This window comes from Cupriavidus nantongensis (assembly GCF_041726985.1).
Lineage (GTDB): Bacteria > Pseudomonadota > Gammaproteobacteria > Burkholderiales > Burkholderiaceae > Cupriavidus > Cupriavidus nantongensis_A.
The window spans coordinates 2,289,117-2,314,060 of record NZ_CP168302.1; the positions used below are offsets into that span (position 1 = coordinate 2,289,117).

Below are 24,944 nucleotides of genomic sequence, written 5' to 3' on the forward strand. Positions count from 1 at the left end.
GGGTGGGCTGATGGCGGCATGACGCGCCGCGATGAGCGCGGATGCCGTGTCCCTACTGGTCCGCCTTTGCCCCCGACCGACGCACGATTTCCGCCCATTTCCGGCCTTCGGCGGCGTTGTAGCGGGCAAAGTCCGCCGGGGAAGAGCCGACCGGCTCCGCGCCCATGTCGGCATATTGCTGCCGCACATCCGGGCGTTTCAGCGCGGCCGCCGCGTGCGAGGCGAGCTTTTCCACCACTGCCGTCGGGGTGCCGCGCGGTGCCCACAGCCCATACCATGTACTGATGTCGAAGCCAGGCAGGCCGGATTCGGCGACAGTCGGAATGTCCGGGAGCGCACTCGCACGGCGCGGCGTGGTAACGGCCACGGCGCGCAGCTTGCCGGACTTGATGAAGGGCATGGCCGACGGCATGGAATCGAACATCAGCTGGATCTGGCCGCCCATCAGATCAGTCAGTGCCGGCGCACTGCCCTTGTATGGAACGTGCTGCATCGGCACCCTGGCCGCCAGCTTGAACGATTCACCGGCCAGGTGCTGGGCCGAGGCATTGCCGGCAGAGCCGAAGTTGAGCGCGCCGCCCTCGCGCCTGGCATAGGCAATCAGGTCCTGCACGGTCTTCACCGGCGAGGCGTTGTTGACCACCAGCACCAGCGGTACGTCAGCCAACTGCGTGATGGGCACGAAATCCTTGAACGCGTCATAGCGCATCTTCGGCTGGATGCTGGGGTTGATCACGTGCAGCGAGGCATTGGCGAGGATGGTGTAGCCGTCCGGGGCCGCGCGCGCCACGGCTTCGGCGCCGATCATGCCGCTGGCGCCGGGCTTGTTGTCGACCACCACGCCCTGGCCCAGGCTTTCGCCCATCTTGACCGCGACTACGCGCGCCAGCAGGTCGGTGGGCCCGCCGGCCGGGTAGGGCAGCACCATGCGTACAGGATGTCGCGGAAATTCCTCCGCGCCGGCGGCAGCGGGCAGCAGCGCGCTGGCGGCCGACAGTACCAGCGCCGCGCGTAGCCGCGTCCATATCGCATGTGGTTTCGGATATCGGGTGTTCACGTCTCTGTCTCCTTGATTTTTATCGCTACCTTGCCCACCACCTGGCGGGATTCCAGCGCGGCCAGGGCATCGCCCAGGCCGGTGATCGGATACGTTGCGGACACGGTCGGCGCCAGCTTGCCCTGCGCGGCCCAGTCGAACAGCGTTGTCATGACGTCCTGCAGCGCCGCGGCGTGCTGTGCGCGCTCGTTGGCGGGCGTCCAGCCGATATAGCGGCCAAAGAAGAAGCCGTGCAGCGTCAGGTTCTTGACCAGCAGCAGGTTCACCGGTGCCTGCGGGATGGTGCCGCTGGCAAAGCCGATGCTGAGGATGCGGGCGTTGGCCGCCGCTGCGCGCAGCGCCTGCTGGAACAGCTCGCCACCGACGGGGTCCACCACCACGTCCGCACCGCGGCCACCGGTCAGGGCCTTGACCGTGCCGGCCAGGTCCGCCGGCGCCACTGCGTGCGTCGCGCCGCGCCGCAGTGCGTCGGCACGCTTGGCCTCGGTGCTGGCGCAGGCGATCACGGTGGCGCCGAGCTCGCGCGCAATCTCCACCGCGGCCAGCCCCACGCCCGCGCCGGCGCCCAGCACCAGCACGGTGTCGCCGGCGCGCAGTGCGCAGCGCCACACCAGCCCGCAATACGCCGTGCCGTACGAAATCGGAACCGGCAGCGCGACCGTCGAGGGCAGCGCGTCCGGCACGCGATAGACCGTGTATTCGGGCACCGTGACCTGTTCGGCAAAGCAGCCCCAGTCCGCGATCGCCACCACGCGGTCGCCCGGCCGCAGCCGCGTGACGGCATCGCCGCAGGCGACCACGCGGCCGATGGCCTCGGTCCCCGGCACGAAAGGCAGCGGGGGCCGCCTTTGGTACTGCCCGGCAATCATCAGGCCGGTGGCGTGGCTTACGCTGGCATACTCGACCGCGATCGTGACCGCATGCGGGTCAGCCAGCGCCGGCTCGGGAATGGATTGCACGGCGACGTCGTGCACACTGCCAAATTGTTCGCACACCAGCGCCTTCATTGGACACCTGCCCTGGCCGCTGGGGCCTGCAGCGCCACGCCCTGGCGCAGCCAGTCGTCGATGGCCAGCTGGCTGAATCCCGCCTCGCGCAGGATCTCGACCGTATGTTCGCCGTTGGCCGGCGCCGGGCCGGCATCCCGGCGCAAGCCGTGCGCCGGGATGCCGGCAAAGGGCAGCGGCCCCAGCCCGGGCTGCGCAATGGCCTGGAAGGTCTGCCGATGCACGGCCTGCGGATGCGCTATCACTTCGTCATAGGTGCGCACCGGGGCATGCAGCACGTCATGCCGGCTGAGGATGTCCTGCCATTGCGCGGTGGTTCGCGTGGCGATGCAGCGCGCCACCAACTGGTTGAGCAGCGCGGCATGGGCCAAGCGCGCGGCGTTGTCGGCAAAGCGCGGGTCTTCGAGCCAGTCGGCATGGTCCAGCGCCCGGCACAGCTTGCCAAACTGCGCGTCGTTCAGCGCCAGCAGCGTCAGGCTGCCGTCGCGGCTGGCATAGACGCCGTTGGGCGCGCTGACCGGACCTGCGGCGGACGGGCCGCCGATGGCATGCTCGAGCAGGTTGTTGGCCTGCAGCGCGCAGCAGGCCTCGAACAGGTTCAGCTCGACATGGCCGCCGCGCCCGCTGCGATAGCGCCGGCACAGTGCCGCGGCGCACGCCTGCGCGGCATAAAGGCCGGTGGCGGCATCGGCCAGCAGCATGCCGATGCGGCGCGCGCTGCCATCGGTGTCCCGGTTGGCGAACATCAATCCGGAATCGGCCTGCATGACAGAGTCCGAAGCCGGATAGTCGGCATACGGACCGTCCGGGCCATAGCCGCTGATCGACACATAGACCAGCTCGGGACGTTGCGCGGCCAGCGTCGCATAGCCCACGCCCAGCCGTTCCGCCACCTGCGGGCGGAAGTTCTGCACCAGCACGTCGGCCTGCAGCGCCAGGTCCCGCAGCACTGCCTTGCCGGTGTCGGTGGTGGCATCGATGCAGGCGCTGCGCTTGCCGCCGTTATAGGCCAGCGTCAGCGCGCTGGTATCGCCGCGCACGACACCGACCTTGCGGCCCCAGTCGCCCGCGGGCGGCTCGATCTTGATGACTTCCGCGCCTTGCTGCCACAGGATGTGGGCGCAATACGGGCCGGCAATGCCCTGGCTGATGTCCAGCACGCGCAGGCCGGCAAAGGGCAGGTCGGCGTCGTCCGGGCTGGTGGTGGAGGGTGGGGACATGAGCTCGTCGACAGGGATAAACAGGAGCTTTATGCTAGGGTTGGCCTCCCGCCGAAACAATCCCTCGACTTGTGCCAATGGTGTTGACTGATGATTGACAATGATTTCGATCTCAACCTGGTGCGGCTCTTCGTCACCATGGTCGAGTCGCGCACGCTGACGGCGGCCGCGCAGCGCAGCGGCATGACGCGCTCGAACGTGTCGCGGCGCCTGAAGCTGCTGGAGCAGCATCTCGGCGCGCAGCTGATGCGCCGCACCACGCGCCATGTCGAACTGACCGAAGCGGGACAGCTGCTGTATGCGCATGGCTTGCGCATGCTGGATGAACTGCAGTCCGCCAACACCGCCATCGACAGCCTTGGCAAGGTGGTCCGCGGCGATGTGCGGATCCGCCTGCCGACCGGACTGGGCCACCTCTACCTGACGCCGCTGCTGCTGGAATTCGCGCGCAGCTATCCGCAGATTTCGCTGCGCGTGGTGATCAACGACAACATTGGCGACCTGATTCCAGCCGAGGTCGACGTGGCGCTGAAGATCACCTCGCAGCCGCCCGACGACCATGTGGCGCGGCGCATCTGCGAGGTGGGCTGGTGCCTGTGCGCATCGGCATCGTTTCTGGACCGCCACGGGCCCGTGCGCACCGTGGCCGACCTCGAACGATGCGACATGATTGCGCCGGCCTCGCTGGGGCGCCGCTTTACGTTGAAGGTATGGCTGGCCGGCACGCCGATGACCTTGCGGGTGTCGCCGCGGATCCAGTCAGGCGATTATCCGTTCCTGTTCGAATCGGTGATGGGCGGACTCGGCGTGGCGCTGCTGCCGCGCTATGCGGTCTGGCGGCAACTGCAATCGGGGGAGATGCGCGAGGTGCTGGCCGAATGCGAAGCCGAAGGCGTGGGCGACAGCGTCTACATGCTGACCGCGCCCAACCGCTTTCCGACCCTGGCCACGCGCACGCTGATGGACTTCATCCGCCAGCACCTGGAGCGGCAGGCCGAGACCTGGGGCCGCAAGGCAGTTGCCGCGACCGCCAGTTGAGCCGAAGCCGCTCCGGGCTTTTTACCGATGGGCGCCGCAGGACGGCAAGCGCCTACGTCTGCGCCGGCGGCGCGGTGGTGCCGCGCTGTACCAGTGCCACCGGCATTTCCATCCGGCCCGGCTCGATCCCGTCCTGCAGCCAGCGCAGCAGCGCGAGCGCGGTCTGCCGACCCAGTTCGCTGCTTTCCAGCGCAATGGTCGTCAACGCGGGCGTGACTTCGGCGGAGATCGGCAGGTCGTCGCAGCCGACGATGGACAACTGCCGCGGCACCTCCAGGCCCATGGCCGTGGCCTCGAACAGGCAGCCGAGTGCGAGCACGTCGTTGCCGCAGAAGATCGCCGTCGGCGTTGCCGGGGCACGGGCGAGCACCGCGCGCAGGCCGGCGCGGCCGCCGGCGAAGGTGTAGGGTTGCTCGCAGACGGCGCCGGGTGGCAGCGGCGCGCGCAGCGCACGCAGCGTGCCGAGGAAGCCTTCGGTTCGAAGCCGCGCGCGGTCGTTATGGGCGCCGATGCCGGAAATCATGCCGAAGCGGCGGTGGCCCAGGTCGTACAGATGGCGGGCGGCCTGCGCGCCAATCTCGAAATTGTCGAAGCCAATGCAGGGGTACTGGCTGGACAGGGACCAGGTGAGGATCGTGCGCGTGCCGGATTGCCGCAGCAGCGCCAGCGTTTCCGGCGCATGGTCGGCGCCGACCAGGACCATGGCATCGACCGCGCGCTCGGACAGGGCCCGCACCACATCGGTCTCGGTGTCCGGGTCGTAGTTGTGCGAGCCCAGCAGCAACTGGTAGCCGCCGGCCGCCAGTACCTGCTGCATGCCCTGGATCGCATGGGAAAAGATGGCGTTGTCCAGCGTAGGCACCACCGCGGCGACGGTGCGCGAGCGGCCGGACGCCAGCGTGCGCGCCGACGCATCCGGGACATAGCCGAGCGCGTCGATCGCCTGGCGCACCCGCTGCAGGGTGTCTTCCCGCACCAGCGCGGGCGATGACAGGGCGCGCGACACCGTCGCCATCGATACCCCCGCTAGCTTCGCCACGTCTTCAAGTCTGGTCCGCCGCACGTCTTCTGTCCTGGTTGCCGTTGCGCCATTGTCACCGATCTGTGCGCGACACACGACAACAACGACAACGGCGCGTTGCCTTGCATGGTGGCCGAGGGAAAACCCTCGCTTGCACTTCGCAGTTCTCCGACTAGTCTTGTATGAAAGCGCTTTCATTCATCGATTGGCAGGAAGAACGAGCCTGCCAATTATGTTTTCGATAAAAATGATAGCGCTTACATTTGAGTTCAAGCCGAGGACCCCCGATGATCACGTACCTGAAGCAAGCCGAGAAAACCCCGCAGACGGAGACCGCCACCGCGCAGAAAGTGGTGACCGACATGCTGGCCGAGATCCAGGCGCATGGCGAGGCCGCCGTGCGCCAGTACGCCAGCAAGCTCGACGGCTGGAGCGGCGAGATCGTGCTGACCCCGGACCAGGTCCGGCAGCAGACCCGCGACGTGCCCGCGTCGGTGCGCGCCGATATCGATTTCGCGATCCGCCAGGTGCGGGAGTTCGCGCTGGCGCAGCGTGAATCGCTGCGCGAGTTCTCTGTCGAACTGCACCCCGGCGTGACGGCGGGGCAGCGCGTGATCCCGGTCAACGTGGTGGGTTGCTACGCACCGGCCGGGCGCTATGCACATATCGCCTCGGCCTACATGGGGGTGGCGACGGCGAAGGCGGCGGGCGTGGGCACCGTGGTGGCGTGTTCCAGCCCGTTCCGCGGCCAGGGCATCCACCCGCACGTGCTCTATGCCTTCCAGGCGGCCGGCGCGGACGTGATCATGACGCTCGGCGGCGTGCAGGCGATCGCTGCGATGGCCTATGGCCTGTTCAGCGGCAAGCCCGCCGACGTGGTGGTCGGGCCCGGCAACAAGTTTGTCGCCGAGGCCAAGCGGTCGCTGTACGGCCAGGTGGGCATCGACGTGTTCGCGGGGCCGTCCGAAGTCGCCGTGATCGCCGACGACAGCGCCGACCCGGCCATCGTGGCCAGCGACCTGGTGGGGCAGGCCGAGCACGGCCACGAGTCGCCGGCCTGGCTCTTCACCACTTCGCGCGCGCTGGCGGAACAGGTAATGGCGTTGGTGCCGGCACTGATCGCCGCGTTGCCGCCGACCGCGCGCGACGCGGCCACGGCGGCATGGCGCGACTATGGCGAGGTCATCGTCTGCGACAGCCGCGAGGAAGTGGCCGCGGTGTCGGACCGCTATGCCTCCGAGCACCTGGAGGTGCATGCGCGCGACCTCGACTGGTGGCTGGCCCACCTGACCTGCTACGGCTCGCTGTTCCTTGGCGAAGAGACCACGGTGGCCTTTGGCGACAAGACCAGCGGCCCCAACCATGTGCTGCCGACCAAGGGCGCGGCGCGCTATTCCGGCGGGCTCTCGGTGCACAAGTTCATGAAGACCCTGACCTGGCAGAAGATGACGCGCGAGGCGACGCGGCAGATCGGGCAGGTGACCGCGCGCATTTCGCGCCTGGAGGGCATGGAGGCGCACGCGCGCACCGCGGACGACCGCATGGCAAAGTACTTTCCGAACGCCCGCGTCGAGATGGGCGCTCCGGTGGAGGTGTGACGATGGCGCCCATGCACAACGCGGCCGGCATTGCCGGACCGGACCTGCGCGGCAGGCAGGCGCTGGTGACGGGCGGCAGTTCCGGTATCGGCGAAAGCCTTGCCGAGGCCCTGGGCCGGGCCGGCGCCAGGGTGGTGCTGGCGGCGCGCCGCCAGCCGCAACTCGATGCGGCAGCGTCGCGGCTCGATGCGATGGGCATCGCGGTCGACACGCAGGCGCTGGACTTGTCCGATCTCAATGCGATTCCCGCCGCCGCAGCGGCCTTGCAGCGTCGCTGCGGCACCATCGATATCCTGGTGAATGCCGCGGGCATGAACCTGCGCGAGCCCTTTGACAGCGTCACGCCGGCGTCATGGCGGTTGCAGCTGGACACGCATCTGGGCGCGCCGTTCTTCCTGACGCAGGCGCTGGCGCCCGCGATGCAGGCGCAAGCATGGGGGAGGGTGCTCAACCTCGCGTCGCTGCAGTCTTACCGCGCCTTCGCCAACAGCGCGCCCTACGGCGCGGCGAAGGGCGGCATCGTGCAACTGACGCGCGCCATCGCCGAGGCGTGGTCGCGGCACGGCATCACCTGCAATGCGATCGGCCCGGGCTTTTTCCCCACCGCGCTGACCGGGCCCGTGTTCGCCGATGCCGCGCTGGCCGATCACCATGCCGGGCGCACCTGCATCGGCCGCAACGGCGCGTTGCCGGACCTGCATGGGCTGGCCGCGTTCCTGGTCAGCGACATGGCCGCGTATATCACCGGGCAGACCTTCATGGTCGACGGTGGCTACACGGCAAGATGATTCCCCGCCGCGGGGCGCTTCGATTCGCCCCCGCGCGTTGACCGATATCCAGAGCGCCATACGCGCCGCCCCGGGACCAGACCCGACAGGAGACAAGCATGACGAGACAGGCAGCGGCGCAGCCGCCGGCACAAGACCCCGGACGCAAGCTGAGGAAGATCGTGACCTCGAGCACGATCGGCGCGATGGTGGAGTGGTACGACTTTTTCCTGTACGGCGTGGTCGCCGGGCTGGTGTTCAACAAGCTGTACTTCCCGTCGACCGACCCGGTGGTCGGCACGCTGCTGGCCTACGCCACCTTCGCCGCCGGGTTTGTCGCGCGCCCGCTGGGCGGCGTGATCTTTGGCCATTTCGGCGATACGCTGGGACGCAAGCGCATGCTGGTGCTGACGCTGATGATCATGGGCATCGCCACCACGGCCATCGGCCTGATCCCGACCTATGACCAGATCGGCATCTGGGCACCGGTGCTGCTGCTGTTGTGCCGCATCGCGCAGGGCATCGGCCTCGGCGGCGAATGGGGCGGCGCCGTGCTGATGACGTTCGAGAGCGCGCCGCCGGGCCGCCGCGGCTTCTTCGCCAGCCTGCCGCAGACCGGCATGTCGCTGGGCCTGGTGCTGGCCAGCGGCGTGATTGCGTTGCTGTCGGCGCTGCTGTCGGACCGGGACTTCCTGGCATGGGGCTGGCGCATCGCCTTCCTGCTGAGTGCGGTGATGGTGTTCATCGGCTCGTACATGCGCACGCATGTCGAAGAGTCGCCGGAGTTTGCCGCGGCGCAACGCCAGCCGCCGCGCCACACGCCACGCCAGCAGCCGGAGGACAGCGCCTTGCCGTTCCTGGCCATGCTGCGCCAGTACCCCCGCGTGGTGCTGGCATGCATGGGCGCGCGCTTTATCGACGGCGTCTTCTTTAACGTGTTCGGGGTGTTCTCGCTTGCCTACCTGACCCAGACCCTGAAGCTGTCGCGCAACGAGGCGTTGCTGGGCGTGCTGCTCGGCGCCGGCGTGATGACGCTGTTCATCCCGCTCTGGGGCGCCGTGTCCGACCGCCTCGGCCGGCCGCTAGTCTATGGCACCGGGGCGCTGCTGGCGGGCCTGTCGGCGTTTCCGGCGTTCTGGCTGATGCAGCATTCGGGCGGCAACGTGCTGCTGGTATGGGCGGCGATCATCATTCCCTTCGGCATCTTCCATGCCGCCGTGTTCGGCACCATGTCGTCGATGTTCTCCGAGGTCTTCGACGCGCGCGTGCGCTATACCGGGATTTCCTTCGTCTACCAGTTCGCGGGCGTGTTCGCCGGCGGCCTGACGCCGATCATCGCCACCTGGCTGAATGCACAGGGCGGCGGCGAGCCCTGGTACCTGTGCGGCTACGTGCTGGCGATCGGCGTGCTCAGCGCGGCCTGCACGCTGTGGATCGGCCGGCGCCAGGGCCCGGCCGGCGCGCGTGCGCTGGCACCGTCCGAAGCCGGCGCCTGATTCCTTCCTTCGGGCGGCAATTGCGTCGCCCGTCCATGTCGTTTCCCTCCCATGTTGACTACTGGCAAGGCCATGAAAGCGATCGTCTATACCGAACCCAACGCCGTCGCGGTCCTCGATCGCGACATGCCGGCCCTGGCCCCCGGCGAAGCCCTGCTGCGCATCGATGCCAGCGGCATCTGCGGCTCCGACCTGCATGCGTACCACGGCCACGATCCGCGCCGCAAGCCAGGACTGGTGCTTGGCCACGAGTTCGCGGGCACGGTGGTGGCCTCCTCCGACCCGGCCCGGCTGGCCGTCGGGCAGCGCGTGACCGCCAACCCGCTGGTGACCTGCGGGCATTGCGACTATTGCCTGCAAGGGCGCGACAACCTGTGCGCGCACCGGGGCATGGTCGGCATGAGCCGGCCCGGCGCGTTGTCCGAGTTCCTGGCGATTCCGATCCGCTGCGCGATCCCGCTTCCGGACGCACTCTCCAGCGTCAGCGCGGCACTGACCGAGCCCGCGGCTACCGCGCTGCACGCGGTGAACCTGACCATGCGTGCGCTGGCCAGGCCGCTGCCCGAGTCCCGCGTGCTGGTCATCGGCGGCGGCGCGATCGGCATGCTGGCCGCCGCGCTGGTGCGGTCATATGGCTGCGGCGAGGTCCAGGTGGCAGAGACCAATGCGCTGCGCCGGGCTTCGGTGACGCGGCATCTCGGCTGCGAGGCGGTCGACCCTTTGGCGGCCCCGCTGCCGGAGTCGGCCTTCGACGTGGTGATCGATGCGGTGGGCGCGGGCGCGACGCGCAAGCTCGCCATCGCCGCCGCGCGGCCCGGCGGCGTGGTCATGCATATCGGCCTGCAGGACTGGGCCAGCGAGATCGACATGCGCAAGCTGACGCTGGCCGAGCTGACCCTGCTGGGCACCTATACCTACACCATGGCCGACCTGCGTGCCACCGTGGCGGCGCTGGAGCGCGGCAGCTTCGGCACGCTGGAGTGGGTCGAGACGCGCGCGCTGAGCGATGGTCCGGCGGCCTTTGCCGACTTGGCGGCGGGCCGCGTGGCGGCCGGCAAGGTGGTGCTGATCCCCGAAACCGTCTGAATGCGCCGCGGGGGCGCGACCGGGCACGCTGAACACGATCTCAATCAAAATTCATATATATGAGTTGGTTGACATGGATGAGTGTAGCGCCTACCATGATTTTCACGCACGACCCACAGAGAGGAGACAACGATGATTCACGTAGTGCTTCATGACGCCAAGGACACCGTCGCGGTGGCCGTGGTAGAGGGGATCCAGCCCGGCACCCAGCTCAATGCCTGGATCATGGATGAAGACAAGATCGTGACGGTGACCGCGCTGCAGCCGATTCCCATCGGCCACAAGGTGGCGCTGCGCGACATGGATGTGAACGAGACGGTCTACAAGTACGGCATCGACATCGGCAAGGTGGTGGCGCCGATCAAGGCCGGCGAGCACGCCCACGTCCACAACATCAAGACCAAGCGCTGGTGAGCCGCGCGCGCCGCGCCTGCGTTCCATTCGCCTTCATTCCGCTTCTATTCCGCTTCTATTCCGCTTCCATCGCGCATCCAAAGGATCCACGTCATGTCCGTGATCGACCAAAACACCACCTTCTGGGGCTACCGCCGCGACAACGGCCGCGTCGGCGTGCGCAACCACGTCATCATCCTGCCGCTGGACGACCTGTCCAACGCCGCCGCCGAGGCCGTCGCCGCCGCGATCAAGGGCACCATGGCGATTCCCCATCCGTATGGCCGCCTGCAGTTCGGGCCGGACCTGGACCTGCATTTCCGCACGCTGATCGGCGCGGGCAGCAACCCGAACGTCGCCGCCGTGGTGGTAATCGGCATCGAGGAGGGCTGGACCAAGAAAGTGGTCGACGGCATCGCCCAGACCGGCAAGCCGGTGGTCGGCTTCGGCATCGAGGGCCACGGCGACCATGACACCATCATGCGCGCCTCCAAGGCCGCCCGCGAATTCGTGCAATACGCCACCGCGCTGCACCGCGTGGAGTGCCCGATCAACGAGCTGTGGGTGTCGACCAAGTGCGGCGAATCGGATACCACCTCGGGCTGCGGCGCCAACCCGACCGTCGGCAACGCCTTCGACAAGCTGCATCCACTGGGCACCACGCTGGTGTTCGGCGAGACCTCCGAGCTGACCGGCGGCGAGCATATCGTCGCGGCGCGCTGCGCCAACGACGAGGTGCGCCACCAGTTCATGGCGATGTTCGAGCGCTACCAGGGCATGATCGACCGCTGGAAGACCTCCGACCTGTCCGAGTCGCAGCCGACCAAGGGCAATATCGCCGGTGGCCTGACCACCATCGAAGAGAAGGCGCTGGGCAATATCCAGAAGATCGGCAAGAAGTGCACCGTCGACGGCGTGCTCGACAAGGCCGAGGCGCCGACGCATCCGGGGCTGTGGTTCATGGACTCGTCTTCGGCCGCGGCCGAGATGGTCACGCTGTGCGCGGCGGCCGGCTATGTGGTCCATTTCTTCCCGACCGGGCAGGGCAACGTGATCGGCAACCCGATCGTGCCGGTGATCAAGCTGTGCGCCAACCCGCGCACCGTGCGGCTGATGAGCGAGCACATGGACGTCGACTGCTCGGGCCTGCTGCAGCGCGAACAGACGCTGGACCAGACCGGCGACAAGCTGCTGGAATGCATGCTGGCCACCATCAACGGCCGCTGGACCGCGGCCGAGGCGCTCGGGCATCGCGAGTTCGTGCTGACCCGCATCCACGAGTCGGCATGATGAAGCGCATCTGCATCAGCGAGTTCATGGACCCGGCCGCGGTGCAGGCGCTGAGCGCCGGCTTCGACCTGCGCTACGAGCCGGGCTGGGTCGATCGCCGCGGCGAGCTGCTCGAGGTCCTGGACGGGGCGCACGCGCTGGTGGTGCGCAACCGCACCCAGGTGGACGCGGCGCTGCTCGCCAGCGCGCCGGCCTTGCGGGTGGTGGGACGGCTCGGCGTGGGGCTGGACAATATCGACGTCGCCGCCTGCCGCGAGCGCGGCATCCGCGTGATCCCCGCGGCGGGCGCCAATGCGCGTTCGGTGGCGGAGTACGTGGTGACCACGGCCGCCGTGCTGCTGCGCGGCGCATACCTGTCCAGCGCCGAGGTGGCGGACGGCCAGTGGCCGCGGCCCAGGCTGTCGGAGGGGCGCGAGGCGCTGGGCAAGACCCTGGGCCTGATCGGCTTTGGCGACATCGGCCGGCAGACCGCGGCGCTGGCACGCGCCTTCGGCATGGAAGTCATCGCCTGCGATCCGATGCTGCCCGCAGACGATCCGGTGTGGGCCGCCACCGGTGTGGCCTGCGTGGAGCTCGACGCGCTGCTGGCGCAGGCCGACGCGGTCAGCCTTCATGTGCCGCTGGTGGCGGCCACGCGCAACCTGATCGATGTCGGCCGGCTGGCGGCGATGAAGTCGGGCGCGGTGCTGATCAATACGGCGCGCGGTGGCGTGGTCGACGAGTCGGCGCTTGCCGACGCGCTGCGCGCCGGCCACCTGGCCGGCGCGGCGCTGGACGTGTTCGACAGCGAGCCGTTGCCCGCAGGCAGCGCGCTGCGGGGCGTCCCTAACCTGATCCTGACACCGCATGTGGGCGGCGTGACGCGTGAAGCCAATGCGCGCGTATCGATGATGATTGCCCGCGAGGTGCGGCAGTCGCTGGAGCAGATGCCATGAGCCGGATCGCATTGCAGGAACTGGAGCGCATGGCCGCCGCGGGCTTGCGCCGGGCCGGCGCCAGCGCCCTGCAGGCGCGGGCGACGGCAGCGGCGCTGGTGCGGGCCGATGCCGCGGGGCTGCCGTCGCACGGGGTCTCGCGCGTGCCGATGTACGTGGCGCACCTGCGCCATGACCGGGTCGACGGCAATGCCGAGCCGACGGTACAGGGCACGCGCGCCAGCGCGGTGCTGGTCGACGCGCGCTGCGGCTTTGCCTTCGCGGCGTGCGACCTGGCCATCGCCGAGGCCGTGGCACGCGCGCGCACAACCGGCGTCGGCGTGGCCGCGGTTACCAACAGCCACCACTTCGGCGCCGCCGCGCTGCCGCTGGAGGCGGTGGCGCGCGCCGGCATGGTCGGCATCGCCATGGGCAATTCGCCCGCGGCCATGCCGGCGTGGGGCGGCAAGCGGCCGCTGTTCGGCACCAACCCGATTGCGGCGGTATTCCCGCGGCAGGGCCATGCGCCGGTGGTAATCGACCTGTCGCTGTCGGAAGTCGCGCGCGGCAAGATCATGGTGGCGGCCAAGCAGGGCAAGCCGATTCCGCTCGGATGGGCGCTGGATGAGGCCGGCCAGCCGACCACCGACGCCCAGGCCGCGCTGCGCGGCTCGATGTTGCCGGCGGGTGGCGTCAAGGGCGCGATGCTGGCGTTGCTGGTGGAGCTGCTGGTGACGTCGCTGGCCGGGGCGCAGTTCGGCGCCGAGGCCGATTCCTTCTTCAGCGATGCCGGCAACCGTCCGCGCATCGGCCAGTTGTTCTTCGTGCTGGACCCTGGCGCCTTCGCCGGCTCGCAGGTCTACGCCGCGCGCGTGGAAGCGCTGCTGGCGGCGATGCTGGACGACGAAGGCACGCGCGTGCCGGGCGCCCGCCGCGAAACCGCGCAGGCGCAGGCGGCAGCGGACGGCGTCGACGTGCCCGACGCGCTCTGGCGCGAATTGCAATCGCTTGCGGGCGAGGAGGCTGGCGCGCCGCATTGATTTCCTCACAACGGACCCACGCTTAGATGGGCCGGCCATAACTACCGGAGACAAACCATGGATCGACGCTTGATGTGCGGCGCGCGCAGGCAACTGAACCGCGTGCTGCTTGCCTTGTCAGTTGTATCGGCCCTCGCTGCGCTGGCGCCTCGGACCGCCGTGGCGCAGGGCGGCAGCGATGCCGCCGCCGCGGACTATCCGAGCAAGCCGATCCGCTACGTGGTGCCGTTTGCGGCCGGCGGCCTGACCGACATCATGGCGCGCATGGTCGGCCACCAGCTCTCCGAAGAGTGGAAGAAGCCCATCGTGGTGGACAACCGGCCGGGCGGCAATGCCAACATCGGCGCCGAGCAGGTCGCCAAGGCGCCACCGGACGGCTACACCTGGCTGGCGGTCACGCTGACGCATGCGTCCAACGTGACCTTGTTTCCCAAGCTGCCGTTCAGCATGCAGAAAGACCTGGTGCCGGTGGCGCGGATCGCCTCGTCGCCGATGATGGTGGTGGTGCCTGCCAGTTCGCCGATCAAGTCGATGAAAGACCTGGCCGCGGCGGCCCAGAAATCCAAGCTGAACGCGGGCTCCAGCGGCAATGGCACGCCGCCGCACCTGACGCTGGCGCTGTTCGAAAGCCAGACCCGGACCAGCTTCACCCATGTGCCGTACAAGGGCGGCGCGCCGTCGATGACCGACCTGATCGGCGGCCAGATCGACGTGGTCTTCTCCAACTTCCCCGAGTCGCTCGCCTATGTGAAAGGCGGCAAGCTGCGCGCGCTGGCCGTGACCACGCGCGAGCGCCATCCGCTGCTGCCCGAGGTGCCTACGGTGGCCGAGGCCGGCTATCCGGAGCTGATCGTCGAGAACTGGACCGGCCTGATGATGCCGGCGGGCACGCCCAGGCCGATCGTCGACAAGGTGGCCGCCTCGGTCGCACGCATGCTGGCCGCCGAGTCGGTGCGCGGACGCATCGTCACCGCGGGCTTTACCCCCGCGGCCGGCGGCACGCCGTTCGCCGATTACTTCAGCGGCGAGGTGACGCGCTGGGCCCGGCTGATCGAAGAGAAGCAAATACGGGTCGAATAGCGGCGCGTCGGGCAGGGGGCGGAAAGTTTGGGCGGCCGGCTTTAGTATGATTCGCCATATCGATATGAGTCAGTCATGGATCGGCCGGCCGCCCCGCAGGCGGCATTGCAAAGGACACTAACGTGGGTTCCAGATTCGATGCCGGCGCAGCCATCGGCGGCGTGCTGTACAAGGACGTCAAGCACGCCATCCTGGCGGCCCTGGCCGAGGGCGAGTGGAAGCCGGGCGAGGCGATTCCGTCGGAGCGCAAGCTGATCGAGCGCTTCGGCGTCTCGATCGGCACACTGCGCAAGGCCATCGATGAACTGGTGGCCGAGAACATCATGATCCGCCACCAGGGACGGGGAACCTTCGTGGCGACGCACCGGCAGGAAGACCACTTCTTCCGCTTCTTCCGCATCGTGCGCCAGGACGGGTACCGCGAGTTCCCCACGGTAAAGCTGGCAAAGTTCCGCCGCGCCAAAGCCGACAAGGAAGAAGCCGCGGCGCTCGGGCTACCGCTCGGCGAAGCCGTGTTCCGCTTCACCAACGTGCTGTCGCTGGAAGGTCGCGCGGTCATGATCGACGCCATCACCGTCCCGGCGGAACGCTTCCGGACGCTCACCGAGAAGCTGCTGCGCGAGCGGCCGAATACGCTCTACAACTTCTACCAGGACGTCTTCGGCATCAACATCATCCGCACCGAAGAGCGCCTGCGCGCCGCGCTGGCCGACGAGGAAGACCATGAACTGCTGGGCATCCCCGTCGGCACTGCGATGCTGAAGATCCTGCGGGTGGCGTCGTCGTACCAGAACGAGCGCATCGAGTACCGCGTCTCCAGGCTGGATACTTCGGATTACGAGTTCGCGCTGTCGCAGCCGTGAATTACGCGGCGCTGGCGCCTGCGCTGTAGCGCCGCTGCAATTCCTCGAACGACACCAGTTCCCCGCAGATCGCACTGGCGGCCACCGTTGGCGGGCTGGCCAGCCAGACCTGTCCCGGACCGGAGCGCCCGGGAAAGTTGCGGTTGATCGAGCTGACCGTCACCTGCTCCGGCCGCTCCGACGAGCCCGGGCCGCAGTTGGCGCAGGCGCCGCAGGACGGCTGGAGAATGCGCGCGCCGATGGCCTGGAACGTTTCCATGTAGCCCTGGCGGATGCAATAGTCGCGCACATCGGTGGTGCCGAACTGCAAGTAGAGCGTGACCTGCGGCGCAAGGCGCAAGCCGCGCTGCACGGCCCAGTGCAGTACCTCGTGGTACCGGTCGAAGTCCTCGCGCTTGCCCGCCGTGCAGGAGCCGCCGTAGGCAATGTCGACGGGCACTCGCTGCGTCAACGCGGCCAGCGGCATGCCGTTGCCCGGATCGCCGGGGCGGGCCACCATGGGTTCGAGCGTGCCGCAGTCGATGTCGAGGGTGGCGGCGAACGCGGCGCCGTCATCGCTGCGCATCCAGGGCTCGATCTCGAAATCGATGCCGCGCCGTTCCCTGAGGAAGCGCACGGTCTCGGCGTCCGGCGCGACGATGCCGGTGAAGCCGCCCAGCTCGGCGCACATATTGGTCAGCGTGGCGCGCTCGTCGATCGACATCGCGCTGACCACCGGTCCGGTGAACTCGAACACCTTGCCGACGCCGGCGCCGGCCTTTATGTCGGCTCGGGCCAGCAGGTGCAGCACCACGTCCTTGGCCGTGACGCCCGGCGCTAGCACGCCGTGCAGGCGCACCTGGATGCATTGCGGCAGCGTCATGCGCACCGCGCCGGTCACGAAGGCATTGGCCATGTCGGTGGTGCCGACGCCAAACGCCACGCAGCCCAGCGCGCCGCTGTGCGGGGTGTGGGAATCGGTGCCGACCACGACCTGCCCGGGCAGGGCATAGCGCTCGGCCATCATGGCGTGCGAGATGCCCGCCGCACGCGCGACCGCGGCGCCGCGCGACTCGTCCTCGGTCAGCGTGCGATGGCACCGGAGCTGGTAGTCGCGCACGAAGTCACGCTGCGCCGCGCACATGCGGGCGACGTTGTCGACCAGCCCGCCGCGCACGTGGGCAGGGCTTTCACCGACATAGGAGGTGTGGTCCTCGAACACCACGATACGGTCCGCATCCCTGAGCTGCAGCGGCTTGCCGAACGCCGCGTGCAGCATGTGGGCGCACATGCCGGTGTAGTACTCGTGGATAAAGCGCCAGTCGGCCCGCACGAAAATACCGTCCCCTGCAACCGGGCGCTCCGGCGTCACCGGCGTTGCCAGCAGATGCCGCTGCACGATTTTCTCGAACAGGGTCTGCGGGCCGGTGAGGTGGCCGGACGGCGCGGGTTCCACGTCGCTCAGGTACGCCTGCCCGAACCTGAGCAGGCCGCCATGCCGCAGGATGGCTGCGGCGAGGGCGTCGCGCCCGGCTACCAGCGTGTCCGCGTCGATGGGCTCGCCTTGCTCCAGCCGGGTGAGCAGACTGAAGTCGGTCGAGGTGAACAGGCCGATGTTGTCGGCATTCTGTCGGTAGATGCGCTCGAAGCTGCGGGCGATGACGAGGCGGATGCCGGCCAGCTTCTCCGCCGCCGGACTATGCTCGCGCGACGAGCCCTTGCCGTAGCGGTTGCCGGCAACGGTCACGGTGAAGCCGCCTTCGCGGATCGCGCCGGCCGGGACCGGGCACACGCCTTCGACCTTGTAACCGGTATAGGGATAGCGGCCGAGCGCGTCGTCATAGTGCGTCAGGATCGGCACCGGCGTGATCTCGTCGGTCGAAACGTCGTCGCGCAGCGCGCCGGCGCCGGCCAGCGTCATCGGCTGCCCCTGCAGCTGTGCCGTCATGGCCGATGCCGAGTCGGCTAGGAACAGGATGCGGGCCGTGGCCCCGATGGCGCTCATGCAGGTCTCCGAAGGCATTTCGGTGCAACTCTACCGGCCCTGGCGCGCGCGCACGAAGCGCTGATGCGGCATCGCGGCTATCTGCGCCAGACATATCAGGGTAAACCCGGTAATCGTCCGCAGCTGCCGTTCGGCAACACCGTCGTTCCCCCGAAGGCGGGAACCCAGTGACTTTTTCTCGAGGCGAGTGAAAGACACTGGATTCCCGCCTTCGCGGGAATGACATTAGTGGTTGATACCTCAACTGAACGCATTAGGAGTCATGCGCAACGCTTGCCGCAAGGTTAGTATCGGGCGACATTCCGGCTTGCCCACCCGGGCGCTCTGACCCATGCACCGCATCGATCCCGTCAACATCCAGCTGTTCCTGGCCGCGGCCCGCGAAGGCTCGATCAAGCGCGCGGCCGAAACCGAGCATATCGCCCAGTCGGCGCTGAGCCGGCGCATCGCGGAGCTGGAACGCAGCCTGGGGGTGGTGCTGTTCGTGCGCTCTCCTGCCGGCGTGGTGCTGACCGATGCCGGCGCCCGCGCGCTGGAATTGGGGCGCAAGCTGAACGAGGACATCGCCAGCTTTGCGCGCGAGGTGCAGGACCTTGGCGACCGGGTCGCCGGTGTGGTGCGCGTGTCGGCCAGCCCGTCGGCGATCATCGGCTTCCTGCCGGAGCGCCTGCATGCGTTCAAGGCGGCGCATCCGCTAGTCGAGATCGCGCTGTACGAGCGCTCCACTGCGGAAACGCTACGTGCCTGCCTCGATGACCGGGCCGACGTCGGCATCGGCGTCGCGGCCAAGACGCCGGGCGGGCTGGAATCGTGGGCCTTTGGCAGCGATCCGCTCAATGTGGTGGTGCCGTCGTCGCACGCGCTGGCCCGGCGCAAGCGCATGCGCTATGCCGAGGTGCTGGAACATCCGCTGGTGGTGGTGCAGCCGGGCGGCGCGCTCGACCAGGACCTGCGCGAGCAGGCGGCCAACCTGCGCCTGCCGTTCAACCAGGGCGTGACTGTCTCCAGCTTCGAGGCCGCCTGCCGTATGGTGGAGGCGGGGCTCGGCATCGCCGTGCTGCCGGCCAGTGCCGGCGCGGCCTATGCGGGCACGCGGCGCTTTGTGCGCGTGCCGCTGGATGAACCGTGGCGCCAGCGCCAGTTGCGCATCTATGCCCCGTACAAGCAGCCGCGGCTGCGTGCGATCGCCGCCATGATCGAGGCGCTGCAGCCAAAGGCGGGAGCCGACGCTATGCCAGGCTGAGATACCCGGTCCAGCGGATTAGCACTCGGCCACGCGGCGTCGCAACCCTACACTCCGTGCCAAAGCCACCGTCCACGGTGCGATTCGACCCACGGAGACAAACCATGCAGACCTCGCTGTTTCGACAGGCGTGCAAGGCGCTTGCGGCCCTGACCACGCTGGCAATGCTTGGCGGCCAGGCCGTTCCAGCCCATGCGCAGGATGGCAAGCCGCTCAGGCTGATCGTGCCGACCCAGCCCGGCTCGCAGGCCGATGCCGTGGCCCGCGCGCTGAGCCAGCCGCTGGGCAAGCAGCTGGGCCAGTCGGTGGTGGTCGAGAATATCGCCGGCGCCGGCGGCGTGCCGGGCACCCAGCAGATCGTGCGCGCGCCGAAAGACGGCTCGACGCTGGGCCTGATCTCGTCGAACCACGTCATCAACCCGTTTATCTACAAGAGCCTGCCGTATGACGCGCTGCAGGACATCACGCCGATCACCGTGATCGGCACGCTGCCGCTGGTGCTGGTGGTCAATCCCGCGGTGAGCGCGCACAACACCCGGGAACTGCTCACGCTGCTGAAGTCGAAACCGGGCGAACTGAACTACGGCTCGTCGGGCAACGGCACGGTGCTGCACCTGGCCGGCCAGCTGCTGGCCAGCGAGGCCAAGGTGGATATCCGCCACGTGCCGTACAAAGGCGCCGGCAACTACACCACCGACCTGGTCGGCGGCCAGGTGCAGATGGGCTTTCTGACCGTGCAGGCGGTGCTGCCGCTGATCAAGGCGGGCAAGCTTCGGGCGATCGCCGTGTCCACCGCGCAGCGGGTGCCGGCGCTGCCCGAGGTGCCAACCCTGGCGGAATCGGGTGTGCCGCGCTACAGCTTCGATGCGTGGCTGGCGATCGTCGGCCCCGCGGGCATGCCGAAGCCGGGCGTGCAGGACCTGCAGGCGAAGATCCAGGCCACGCTGCGCGAGCGCGAAGTGCAGGAGCAACTGTCGGCGCAAGGGCTGGTGGTGACGGGCACCGGCGCCGACGCGGCGGTGCCGTTCTTCAGGAACGAGCTGGACAAGCATGCGCGCATCGTCAAGCAGGCCGGCGCTACGCTGAACTAAGGGCTCCGGGCCGGGCAAGCCGGTCCGCCACACGCTTGTGTGCGTCAGCTGCCGCAGGCGTGGATCAGGAATTCGCGCAGCGCATCGGCGGGCTTGCCCAGCTTGCGGCCGGGCTGCCACAGCATGCCGACCTCCATGTCGGGCACCGCATTGGCAATCGGCCGGGCTTCGATCTGCTTGCCTTCCAGCGACCAGGGCCGATACACCATGTCGGACAGCACGGTGACGCCGAAGCCATGCGCCACCAGCCCGCGCAGCGCTTCCATCGAGCCGGTGCGGAAGGCGATGTTGGGCGCAAGCCGGTGGCTGCGCCAGTAGCGCAGCGTCGAGTCCTCGGCCTCGTCGACGGTAATCAGCAGGTACGGATACGCCGCGATATCGCGCAGCGAAGGCCGCTCCACCTCCAGCAGCGGATGACTGGCCGAGGTCCACAACTGGCGCCGCGACCGCATCAGCGTATGGCGCTGGAAGCGCTGCGGCTTTTCCAGGTTGGACAGCAGCGCGATGCCGAACTCGATCTCGCCCGCCAGCACGGCGCGCTCGATGTCGGGGCGGTCCATGTCGAGCAGGTCCAGTTCGATATCCGGATAGTTGGTGCGGAAGCGCGCCAGCAATCCCGGCAGGAAGTATCCCAATACCGTATATGACGCCGCCAGCCGCACGCTGCCCTGCAGCCCGTGCACCTGGAAGCGCGGCTCGCGCAGCGCGTCTTCGACCGAATCCAGGATCTGGCGCGCATGCTGGAAAAACAGGTGGCCTTCGGCCGTCAGCGTCACGCCGTGCGGCCGGCGCTCGAACAGGCGCACGCCCAGGCGCTGCTCCAGCGCCAGCACGGCATTGGTCACGGCCGACTGCGACACGTGCTCGGCGGTCGCCGCCATCGAGAACTGCCCGGTTTCCGCCGCCGCGACGAAATAGCGGAACTGCCGCAGCGTGACTTCCTTGGCCAGTCTTTCCGAGCCTTCGCGCGCTTTAAACATGGTGTCTCCGAGGTATCCGTTTTGCGGATATCAGGTGTTGGAATTGATGATTTTACGATGAGCGCGCCGGTTTCTACACTCCTTCGGACAGCAAATAAAAGCAGCCAGAACAAAGCCCGGAGACCCACATCGTGAATGCCCCGCTGAACCCCGCCTTGCTGGAAGCCCTGTCCAGCGCCAGCCTGGACGACAAATACACCTTGGAGAAAGGCCGCGTCTACATGAGCGGCGTGCAGGCGCTGGTGCGCCTGCCGATGCTGCAGAAGGCGCGCGACCGCGCCGCCGGGCTCAATACCGCCGGCTTTATCTCGGGCTACCGCGGCTCGCCGCTGGGCGGCGTCGACCAGGCGCTGTGGAAGGCCAAGCAGCATCTCGCGGCCAGCGACGTGGTGTTCCAGCCGGGCGTCAACGAAGACCTGGCCGCCACCGCGGTGTGGGGCAGCCAGCAGGTCAACCTGTTCCCCGGCGCGAAGCGCGATGGCGTGTTCTCAATGTGGTATGGCAAGGGGCCCGGCGTCGACCGCTCCATCGACGTGCTCAAGCACGCCAACTCGGCCGGCTCGTCGCGCCATGGCGGCGTGCTGCTGCTGGCCGGCGACGACCATGCCGCCAAATCCTCCACCGTGGCGCACCAGTCCGAGCACGTGCTGCAGGCGGCCGGCATCCCGGTGCTGTACCCCGCCAACGTGCAGGAATACCTGGACTACGGCCTGCACGGCTGGGCCATGAGCCGCTATTCGGGGCTGTGGGTGGCGATGAAGTGCGTCACCGACGTGGTCGAGTCGACCGCCTCGGTCGAGATCGACCCGAACCGCGTGCAGGTCGCGCTGCCGCAGGACTTTGCCATGCCGGCGGGCGGCCTCAATATCCGCTGGCCCGATTCCCCGCTGGAGCAGGAAGCGCGGCTGCTCGACCACAAGTGGTATGCGGCGCTGGCCTACGTGCGCGCCAACCGCCTGAACCGCGTGGTGCTCGATTCGCCCAACGCGCGCTTCGGCATCATGACCGCCGGCAAGGCCTACCTGGATGTGCGCCAGGCGCTGGTGGACCTGGGCCTGGATGACGACACCTGCGCGCGCATCGGCATCCGCGTCTACAAGGTCGGCTGCGTGTGGCCGCTGGAAGCGCACGGCGCGCGCGAGTTCGCCACCGGCCTGGAAGAGATCCTGGTGGTCGAAGAAAAACGCCAGATCCTCGAATACGCGCTGAAGGAAGAGCTGTACAACTGGCGCGAGGATGTGCGGCCCAAGGTCTTCGGCAAGTTCGACCAACGCGGCAACGACGGCGGCGAATGGTCGGTGCCGCGCGGCGACTGGCTGCTGCCGGCGCACTACGAGCTGTCGCCGGCGCTGATCGCCAAGGCCATCGCGCGCAGGCTGGAACGCTTCGACCTGCCGGCCGAGGTGCGCGCGCGCATTGCCGCGCGCGTGGCGCTGATCGAGGCCAAGGAGCGCGAAGCGGCGCAGCCGCGCATCGCGGTGGAGCGCAAGCCGTGGTTCTGCTCCGGCTGCCCGCACAACACCTCGACGCGCGTGCCGGAAGGCTCGCGCGCGCTGGCCGGCATCGGCTGCCACTACATGACCTTGTGGATGGACCGCAATACCGAGACCTTCAGCCAGATGGGCGGCGAGGGCGTGGCGTGGACCGGCCAGATGCACTTCACCGACGACAAGCACGTGTTCGCCAACCTGGGCGACGGCACGTACTTCCATTCGGGGCTGCTGGCGATCCGCGCGTCGATCGCGGCCCGGGCCAATATCACCTACAAAATCCTGTTCAACGATGCGGTGGCGATGACCGGCGGTCAGCCCATCGACGGCGTGCTGACGGTGCCGCAGATCGCGCACCAGGTGCTGGCCGAAGGCGCGAAGAAGCTGGTGGTGGTCACCGACGAGCCTGCCAAGTATGGCGATGGCGCGATGCTGCCGTCCGGCGTGGCGGTGCTCCATCGCGACCAGCTCGATGCCGTGCAGCTGGAGCTGCGCGACACCGAAGGCGTCACCATCCTGATCTACGACCAGACCTGCGCCACCGAGAAGCGCCGCCGCCGCAAGCGCGGCACCTATCCGGATCCGGCCAGGCGCGCCTTTATCAACGACGCGGTGTGCGAAGGCTGTGGCGATTGCTCGGCCAAGTCCAACTGCCTGTCGGTGGAGCCGCTCGAGACCGAGCTTGGCACCAAGCGCAGGATCAACCAGTCGTCGTGCAACAAGGACTTCTCCTGCGTCAACGGCTTCTGCCCGAGCTTTGTCACCGCCGAGGGCGCTCAGGTGCGCAAGCCTGCAGCTGCGGCTGGCAAGGGCAGCGGCGCCGACTTCGCGGCGCTGCCGCAGCCGCGACTGCCCGCGCTGGAGCGGCCTTACGGCGTGCTGGTCACCGGCGTCGGCGGCACCGGCGTGGTCACCATCGGCGGGCTGCTGGGCATGGCTTCGCACCTGGAGCGCAAGGGCGTGACCGTGCTCGACATGGCCGGCCTGGCGCAGAAGGGCGGGGCGGTGATCAGCCACGTGCAGATCGCGTCCGCTCCCGAGCACCTGCATGCGACCCGCATCGCCACCGGCGAGGCGCGCCTGGTGATCGGCGGCGACGCCATCGTCTCGGCCTCGGCCGAAGTGCTGTCCAAGGTCCGGCACGGCCTGACCGCCGCCGTGGTCAACAGCGCCAACACCCCCACCGCGGAGTTCATCAAGAACCCCAAGTGGAAGTTCCCGGGCGCCAGCGCCGAGCAGGACCTGCGCGCCAGCGTGGGCGAGGCCTGCGCCTTCTTCGACGCCAGCGCCTGGGCGGTGACCCTGCTGGCCGACGCGATCTACTCCAACCCGCTGCTGCTGGGCTATGCCTGGCAGAAGGGCTGGATCCCGCTGCAGCACGCCAGCCTGGCGCGCGCGATCGAACTCAATGGGGTTTCGGTCGAGAAGAACCGTCTCGCCTTCGAATGGGGCCGTTATCTCGCCCACCACGGCGAGGCCGCGGTCAGGGCGCTGCTGCCGGCTGCGCCGACCGCCGCCAGCGCGCAGGTCGTGTCGATGCCGCAGACGCTCGACTCGCTGATCCGCAAGCGCGAGGCGATGCTGACCGAGTACCAGAACGCCGCCTACGCCGCGCGCTATCGCAGCGCCGTCGAACGCATCCGTGCCGCCGAACAGCAACTGGGCATCGACCGCAAACTGCCGCTGACCGAGGCCGTGGCCCGTAACCTGGCCAAGCTGATGGCGTACAAGGACGAGTACGAGGTGGCGCGCCTGTACACCGACCCCGCCTTCCTCGACAAGCTGCGCGCGCAGTTCGAGGGCGAGCCCGGCCGCGACTACCAGCTCAATTTCTGGCTGGCGCCGCCGTTGCTGGCCAAGACCGACGACAAGGGCCATCTGGTCAAGCGTCGCTTCGGTCCGCGCACCCTGACGGCATTCCGCCTGCTGGCGCGCCTGAAGGGTCTGCGCGGCACCGCGCTCGACGTGTTCGGCAAGACCGCCGAGCGCCGCGCCGAGCGCGCGCTGGTGAGCGACTACCTGGCTATGGTCGAAGAGTTCGCGGGTTCACTGAGCGCGGACAACCTCGACACCGCACTGGCCCTGGCCGCGCTGCCGGACGATATCCGTGGCTACGGTCATGTGAAGGAGGCCAGCATGGCCGCGGCGGCGGCGCGGCGCGAGGCGCTGCTGGCGCAATATCGTGGCGCGGCGCGGCGGGATGCGGCCTGACGCGGTAGCGCCCGCGGAGATCCTCGCCGCGACGTGAGGTCAACGGGGGCAGGAATCCTGCATGGGCGCCGCACA

General features: G+C 68.5%; 20 protein-coding genes. 14 read left to right on the forward strand and 6 right to left on the reverse strand.

What is annotated here, in order from left to right:
• Positions 1-52 precede the first annotated feature (52 nt).
• The 3 genes from ACEI37_RS10060 to ACEI37_RS10070 are packed head-to-tail and all read right to left on the reverse strand — an operon-like array spanning position 53 to position 3,284.
• Positions 53-1,057, reverse strand: a complete 1,005-nt coding sequence (locus ACEI37_RS10060; protein WP_373376573.1) for a tripartite tricarboxylate transporter substrate binding protein — start codon at positions 1,055-1,057, stop codon at positions 53-55.
• Positions 1,054-2,064 (reverse strand): NADPH:quinone oxidoreductase family protein, encoded by a 1,011-nt coding sequence (locus ACEI37_RS10065; RefSeq protein ID WP_373376574.1) that lies wholly within the window; start codon positions 2,062-2,064, stop codon positions 1,054-1,056. Before ACEI37_RS10065 ends, ACEI37_RS10060 begins: the two co-directional genes overlap by 4 nt.
• Positions 2,061-3,284: a CaiB/BaiF CoA transferase family protein gene (locus tag ACEI37_RS10070; protein ID WP_373376575.1), complete on the reverse strand. Its 1,224-nt coding sequence runs from the start codon at positions 3,282-3,284 to the stop codon at positions 2,061-2,063. The genes ACEI37_RS10065 and ACEI37_RS10070 overlap by 4 nt, the downstream gene beginning before the upstream one ends.
• 90 nt (positions 3,285-3,374) lie before the next feature.
• Between ACEI37_RS10070 and ACEI37_RS10075 the strand changes: the two genes are divergently transcribed.
• Entirely contained in the window at positions 3,375-4,322 is a 948-nt protein-coding gene (locus tag ACEI37_RS10075) for a LysR family transcriptional regulator (RefSeq protein WP_373376576.1), read from the forward strand.
• A 52-nt stretch (positions 4,323-4,374) separates the two neighbouring features.
• Here ACEI37_RS10075 and ACEI37_RS10080 read toward each other — a convergent pair whose 3' ends face one another.
• Entirely contained in the window at positions 4,375-5,361 is a 987-nt protein-coding gene (locus ACEI37_RS10080) for a LacI family DNA-binding transcriptional regulator (protein ID WP_373376577.1), read from the reverse strand.
• Positions 5,362-5,630: 269 nt separating this feature from the next.
• Here ACEI37_RS10080 and hisD point away from each other — a divergent pair, with 269 nt between their 5' ends.
• The 10 genes from hisD (at position 5,631) to ACEI37_RS10130 (ending at position 15,870) form a co-directional block, all read left to right on the forward strand.
• Positions 5,631-6,941: a histidinol dehydrogenase gene (hisD, locus tag ACEI37_RS10085; protein WP_373376578.1), complete on the forward strand. Its 1,311-nt coding sequence runs from the start codon at positions 5,631-5,633 to the stop codon at positions 6,939-6,941.
• 11 nt (positions 6,942-6,952) lie between these two features.
• Positions 6,953-7,729, forward strand: a complete 777-nt coding sequence (gene hpsO / locus ACEI37_RS10090; RefSeq protein ID WP_373377750.1) for a (S)-sulfopropanediol 2-dehydrogenase HpsO — start codon at positions 6,953-6,955, stop codon at positions 7,727-7,729.
• Positions 7,730-7,827: 98 nt separating this feature from the next.
• Positions 7,828-9,204, forward strand: a complete 1,377-nt coding sequence (locus tag ACEI37_RS10095; RefSeq protein WP_373376579.1) for an MFS transporter — start codon at positions 7,828-7,830, stop codon at positions 9,202-9,204.
• Between the two features lie 72 nt (positions 9,205-9,276).
• Positions 9,277-10,290, forward strand: coding sequence for a galactitol-1-phosphate 5-dehydrogenase (locus tag ACEI37_RS10100; protein WP_373376580.1), 1,014 nt, complete (start codon positions 9,277-9,279; stop codon positions 10,288-10,290).
• A gap of 132 nt (positions 10,291-10,422) precedes the next feature.
• Positions 10,423-10,704, forward strand: coding sequence for a UxaA family hydrolase (locus tag ACEI37_RS10105; protein WP_373376581.1), 282 nt, complete (start codon positions 10,423-10,425; stop codon positions 10,702-10,704).
• A gap of 93 nt (positions 10,705-10,797) precedes the next feature.
• Entirely contained in the window at positions 10,798-11,973 is a 1,176-nt protein-coding gene (locus ACEI37_RS10110) for a UxaA family hydrolase (protein ID WP_227315921.1), read from the forward strand.
• Entirely contained in the window at positions 11,973-12,908 is a 936-nt protein-coding gene (locus ACEI37_RS10115; protein ID WP_373377751.1) for a hydroxyacid dehydrogenase, read from the forward strand. The genes ACEI37_RS10110 and ACEI37_RS10115 overlap by 1 nt, the downstream gene beginning before the upstream one ends.
• Positions 12,905-13,927, forward strand: a complete 1,023-nt coding sequence (locus tag ACEI37_RS10120; protein ID WP_373376582.1) for an Ldh family oxidoreductase — start codon at positions 12,905-12,907, stop codon at positions 13,925-13,927. Before ACEI37_RS10115 ends, ACEI37_RS10120 begins: the two co-directional genes overlap by 4 nt.
• A 57-nt stretch (positions 13,928-13,984) precedes the next feature.
• Positions 13,985-15,007 (forward strand): Bug family tripartite tricarboxylate transporter substrate binding protein, encoded by a 1,023-nt coding sequence (locus ACEI37_RS10125; RefSeq protein ID WP_373376583.1) that lies wholly within the window; start codon positions 13,985-13,987, stop codon positions 15,005-15,007.
• Positions 15,008-15,129: 122 nt separating this feature from the next.
• Positions 15,130-15,870, forward strand: coding sequence for a GntR family transcriptional regulator (locus ACEI37_RS10130; RefSeq protein WP_373376584.1), 741 nt, complete (start codon positions 15,130-15,132; stop codon positions 15,868-15,870).
• Between the two features lies 1 nt (position 15,871).
• Here ACEI37_RS10130 and ACEI37_RS10135 read toward each other — a convergent pair whose 3' ends face one another.
• Positions 15,872-17,854, reverse strand: a complete 1,983-nt coding sequence (locus ACEI37_RS10135; RefSeq protein WP_373376585.1) for an aconitase family protein — start codon at positions 17,852-17,854, stop codon at positions 15,872-15,874.
• A gap of 331 nt (positions 17,855-18,185) precedes the next feature.
• On the opposite strand from ACEI37_RS10135, the gene ACEI37_RS10140 reads away from it, so the two are divergent.
• Both ACEI37_RS10140 and ACEI37_RS10145 read left to right on the forward strand, forming a co-directional pair.
• Positions 18,186-19,097, forward strand: a complete 912-nt coding sequence (locus tag ACEI37_RS10140; protein WP_373376586.1) for a LysR family transcriptional regulator — start codon at positions 18,186-18,188, stop codon at positions 19,095-19,097.
• A 104-nt stretch (positions 19,098-19,201) separates the two neighbouring features.
• Positions 19,202-20,188 carry a Bug family tripartite tricarboxylate transporter substrate binding protein gene (locus ACEI37_RS10145; RefSeq protein ID WP_373376587.1) on the forward strand — a complete coding sequence of 329 codons (987 nt, stop codon included), beginning with the start codon at positions 19,202-19,204 and terminating at the stop codon, positions 20,186-20,188.
• Positions 20,189-20,232: 44 nt separating this feature from the next.
• Here the strand turns inward: ACEI37_RS10145 and ACEI37_RS10150 are convergent, their stop codons facing one another.
• Complete coding sequence (locus ACEI37_RS10150; RefSeq protein WP_018007449.1) at positions 20,233-21,168, reverse strand: LysR substrate-binding domain-containing protein; 936 nt, start codon at positions 21,166-21,168, stop codon at positions 20,233-20,235.
• A 131-nt stretch (positions 21,169-21,299) separates the two neighbouring features.
• Between ACEI37_RS10150 and ACEI37_RS10155 the strand changes: the two genes are divergently transcribed.
• Complete coding sequence (locus ACEI37_RS10155; protein ID WP_373376588.1) at positions 21,300-24,869, forward strand: indolepyruvate ferredoxin oxidoreductase family protein; 3,570 nt, start codon at positions 21,300-21,302, stop codon at positions 24,867-24,869.
• Positions 24,870-24,944 lie beyond the last annotated feature (75 nt).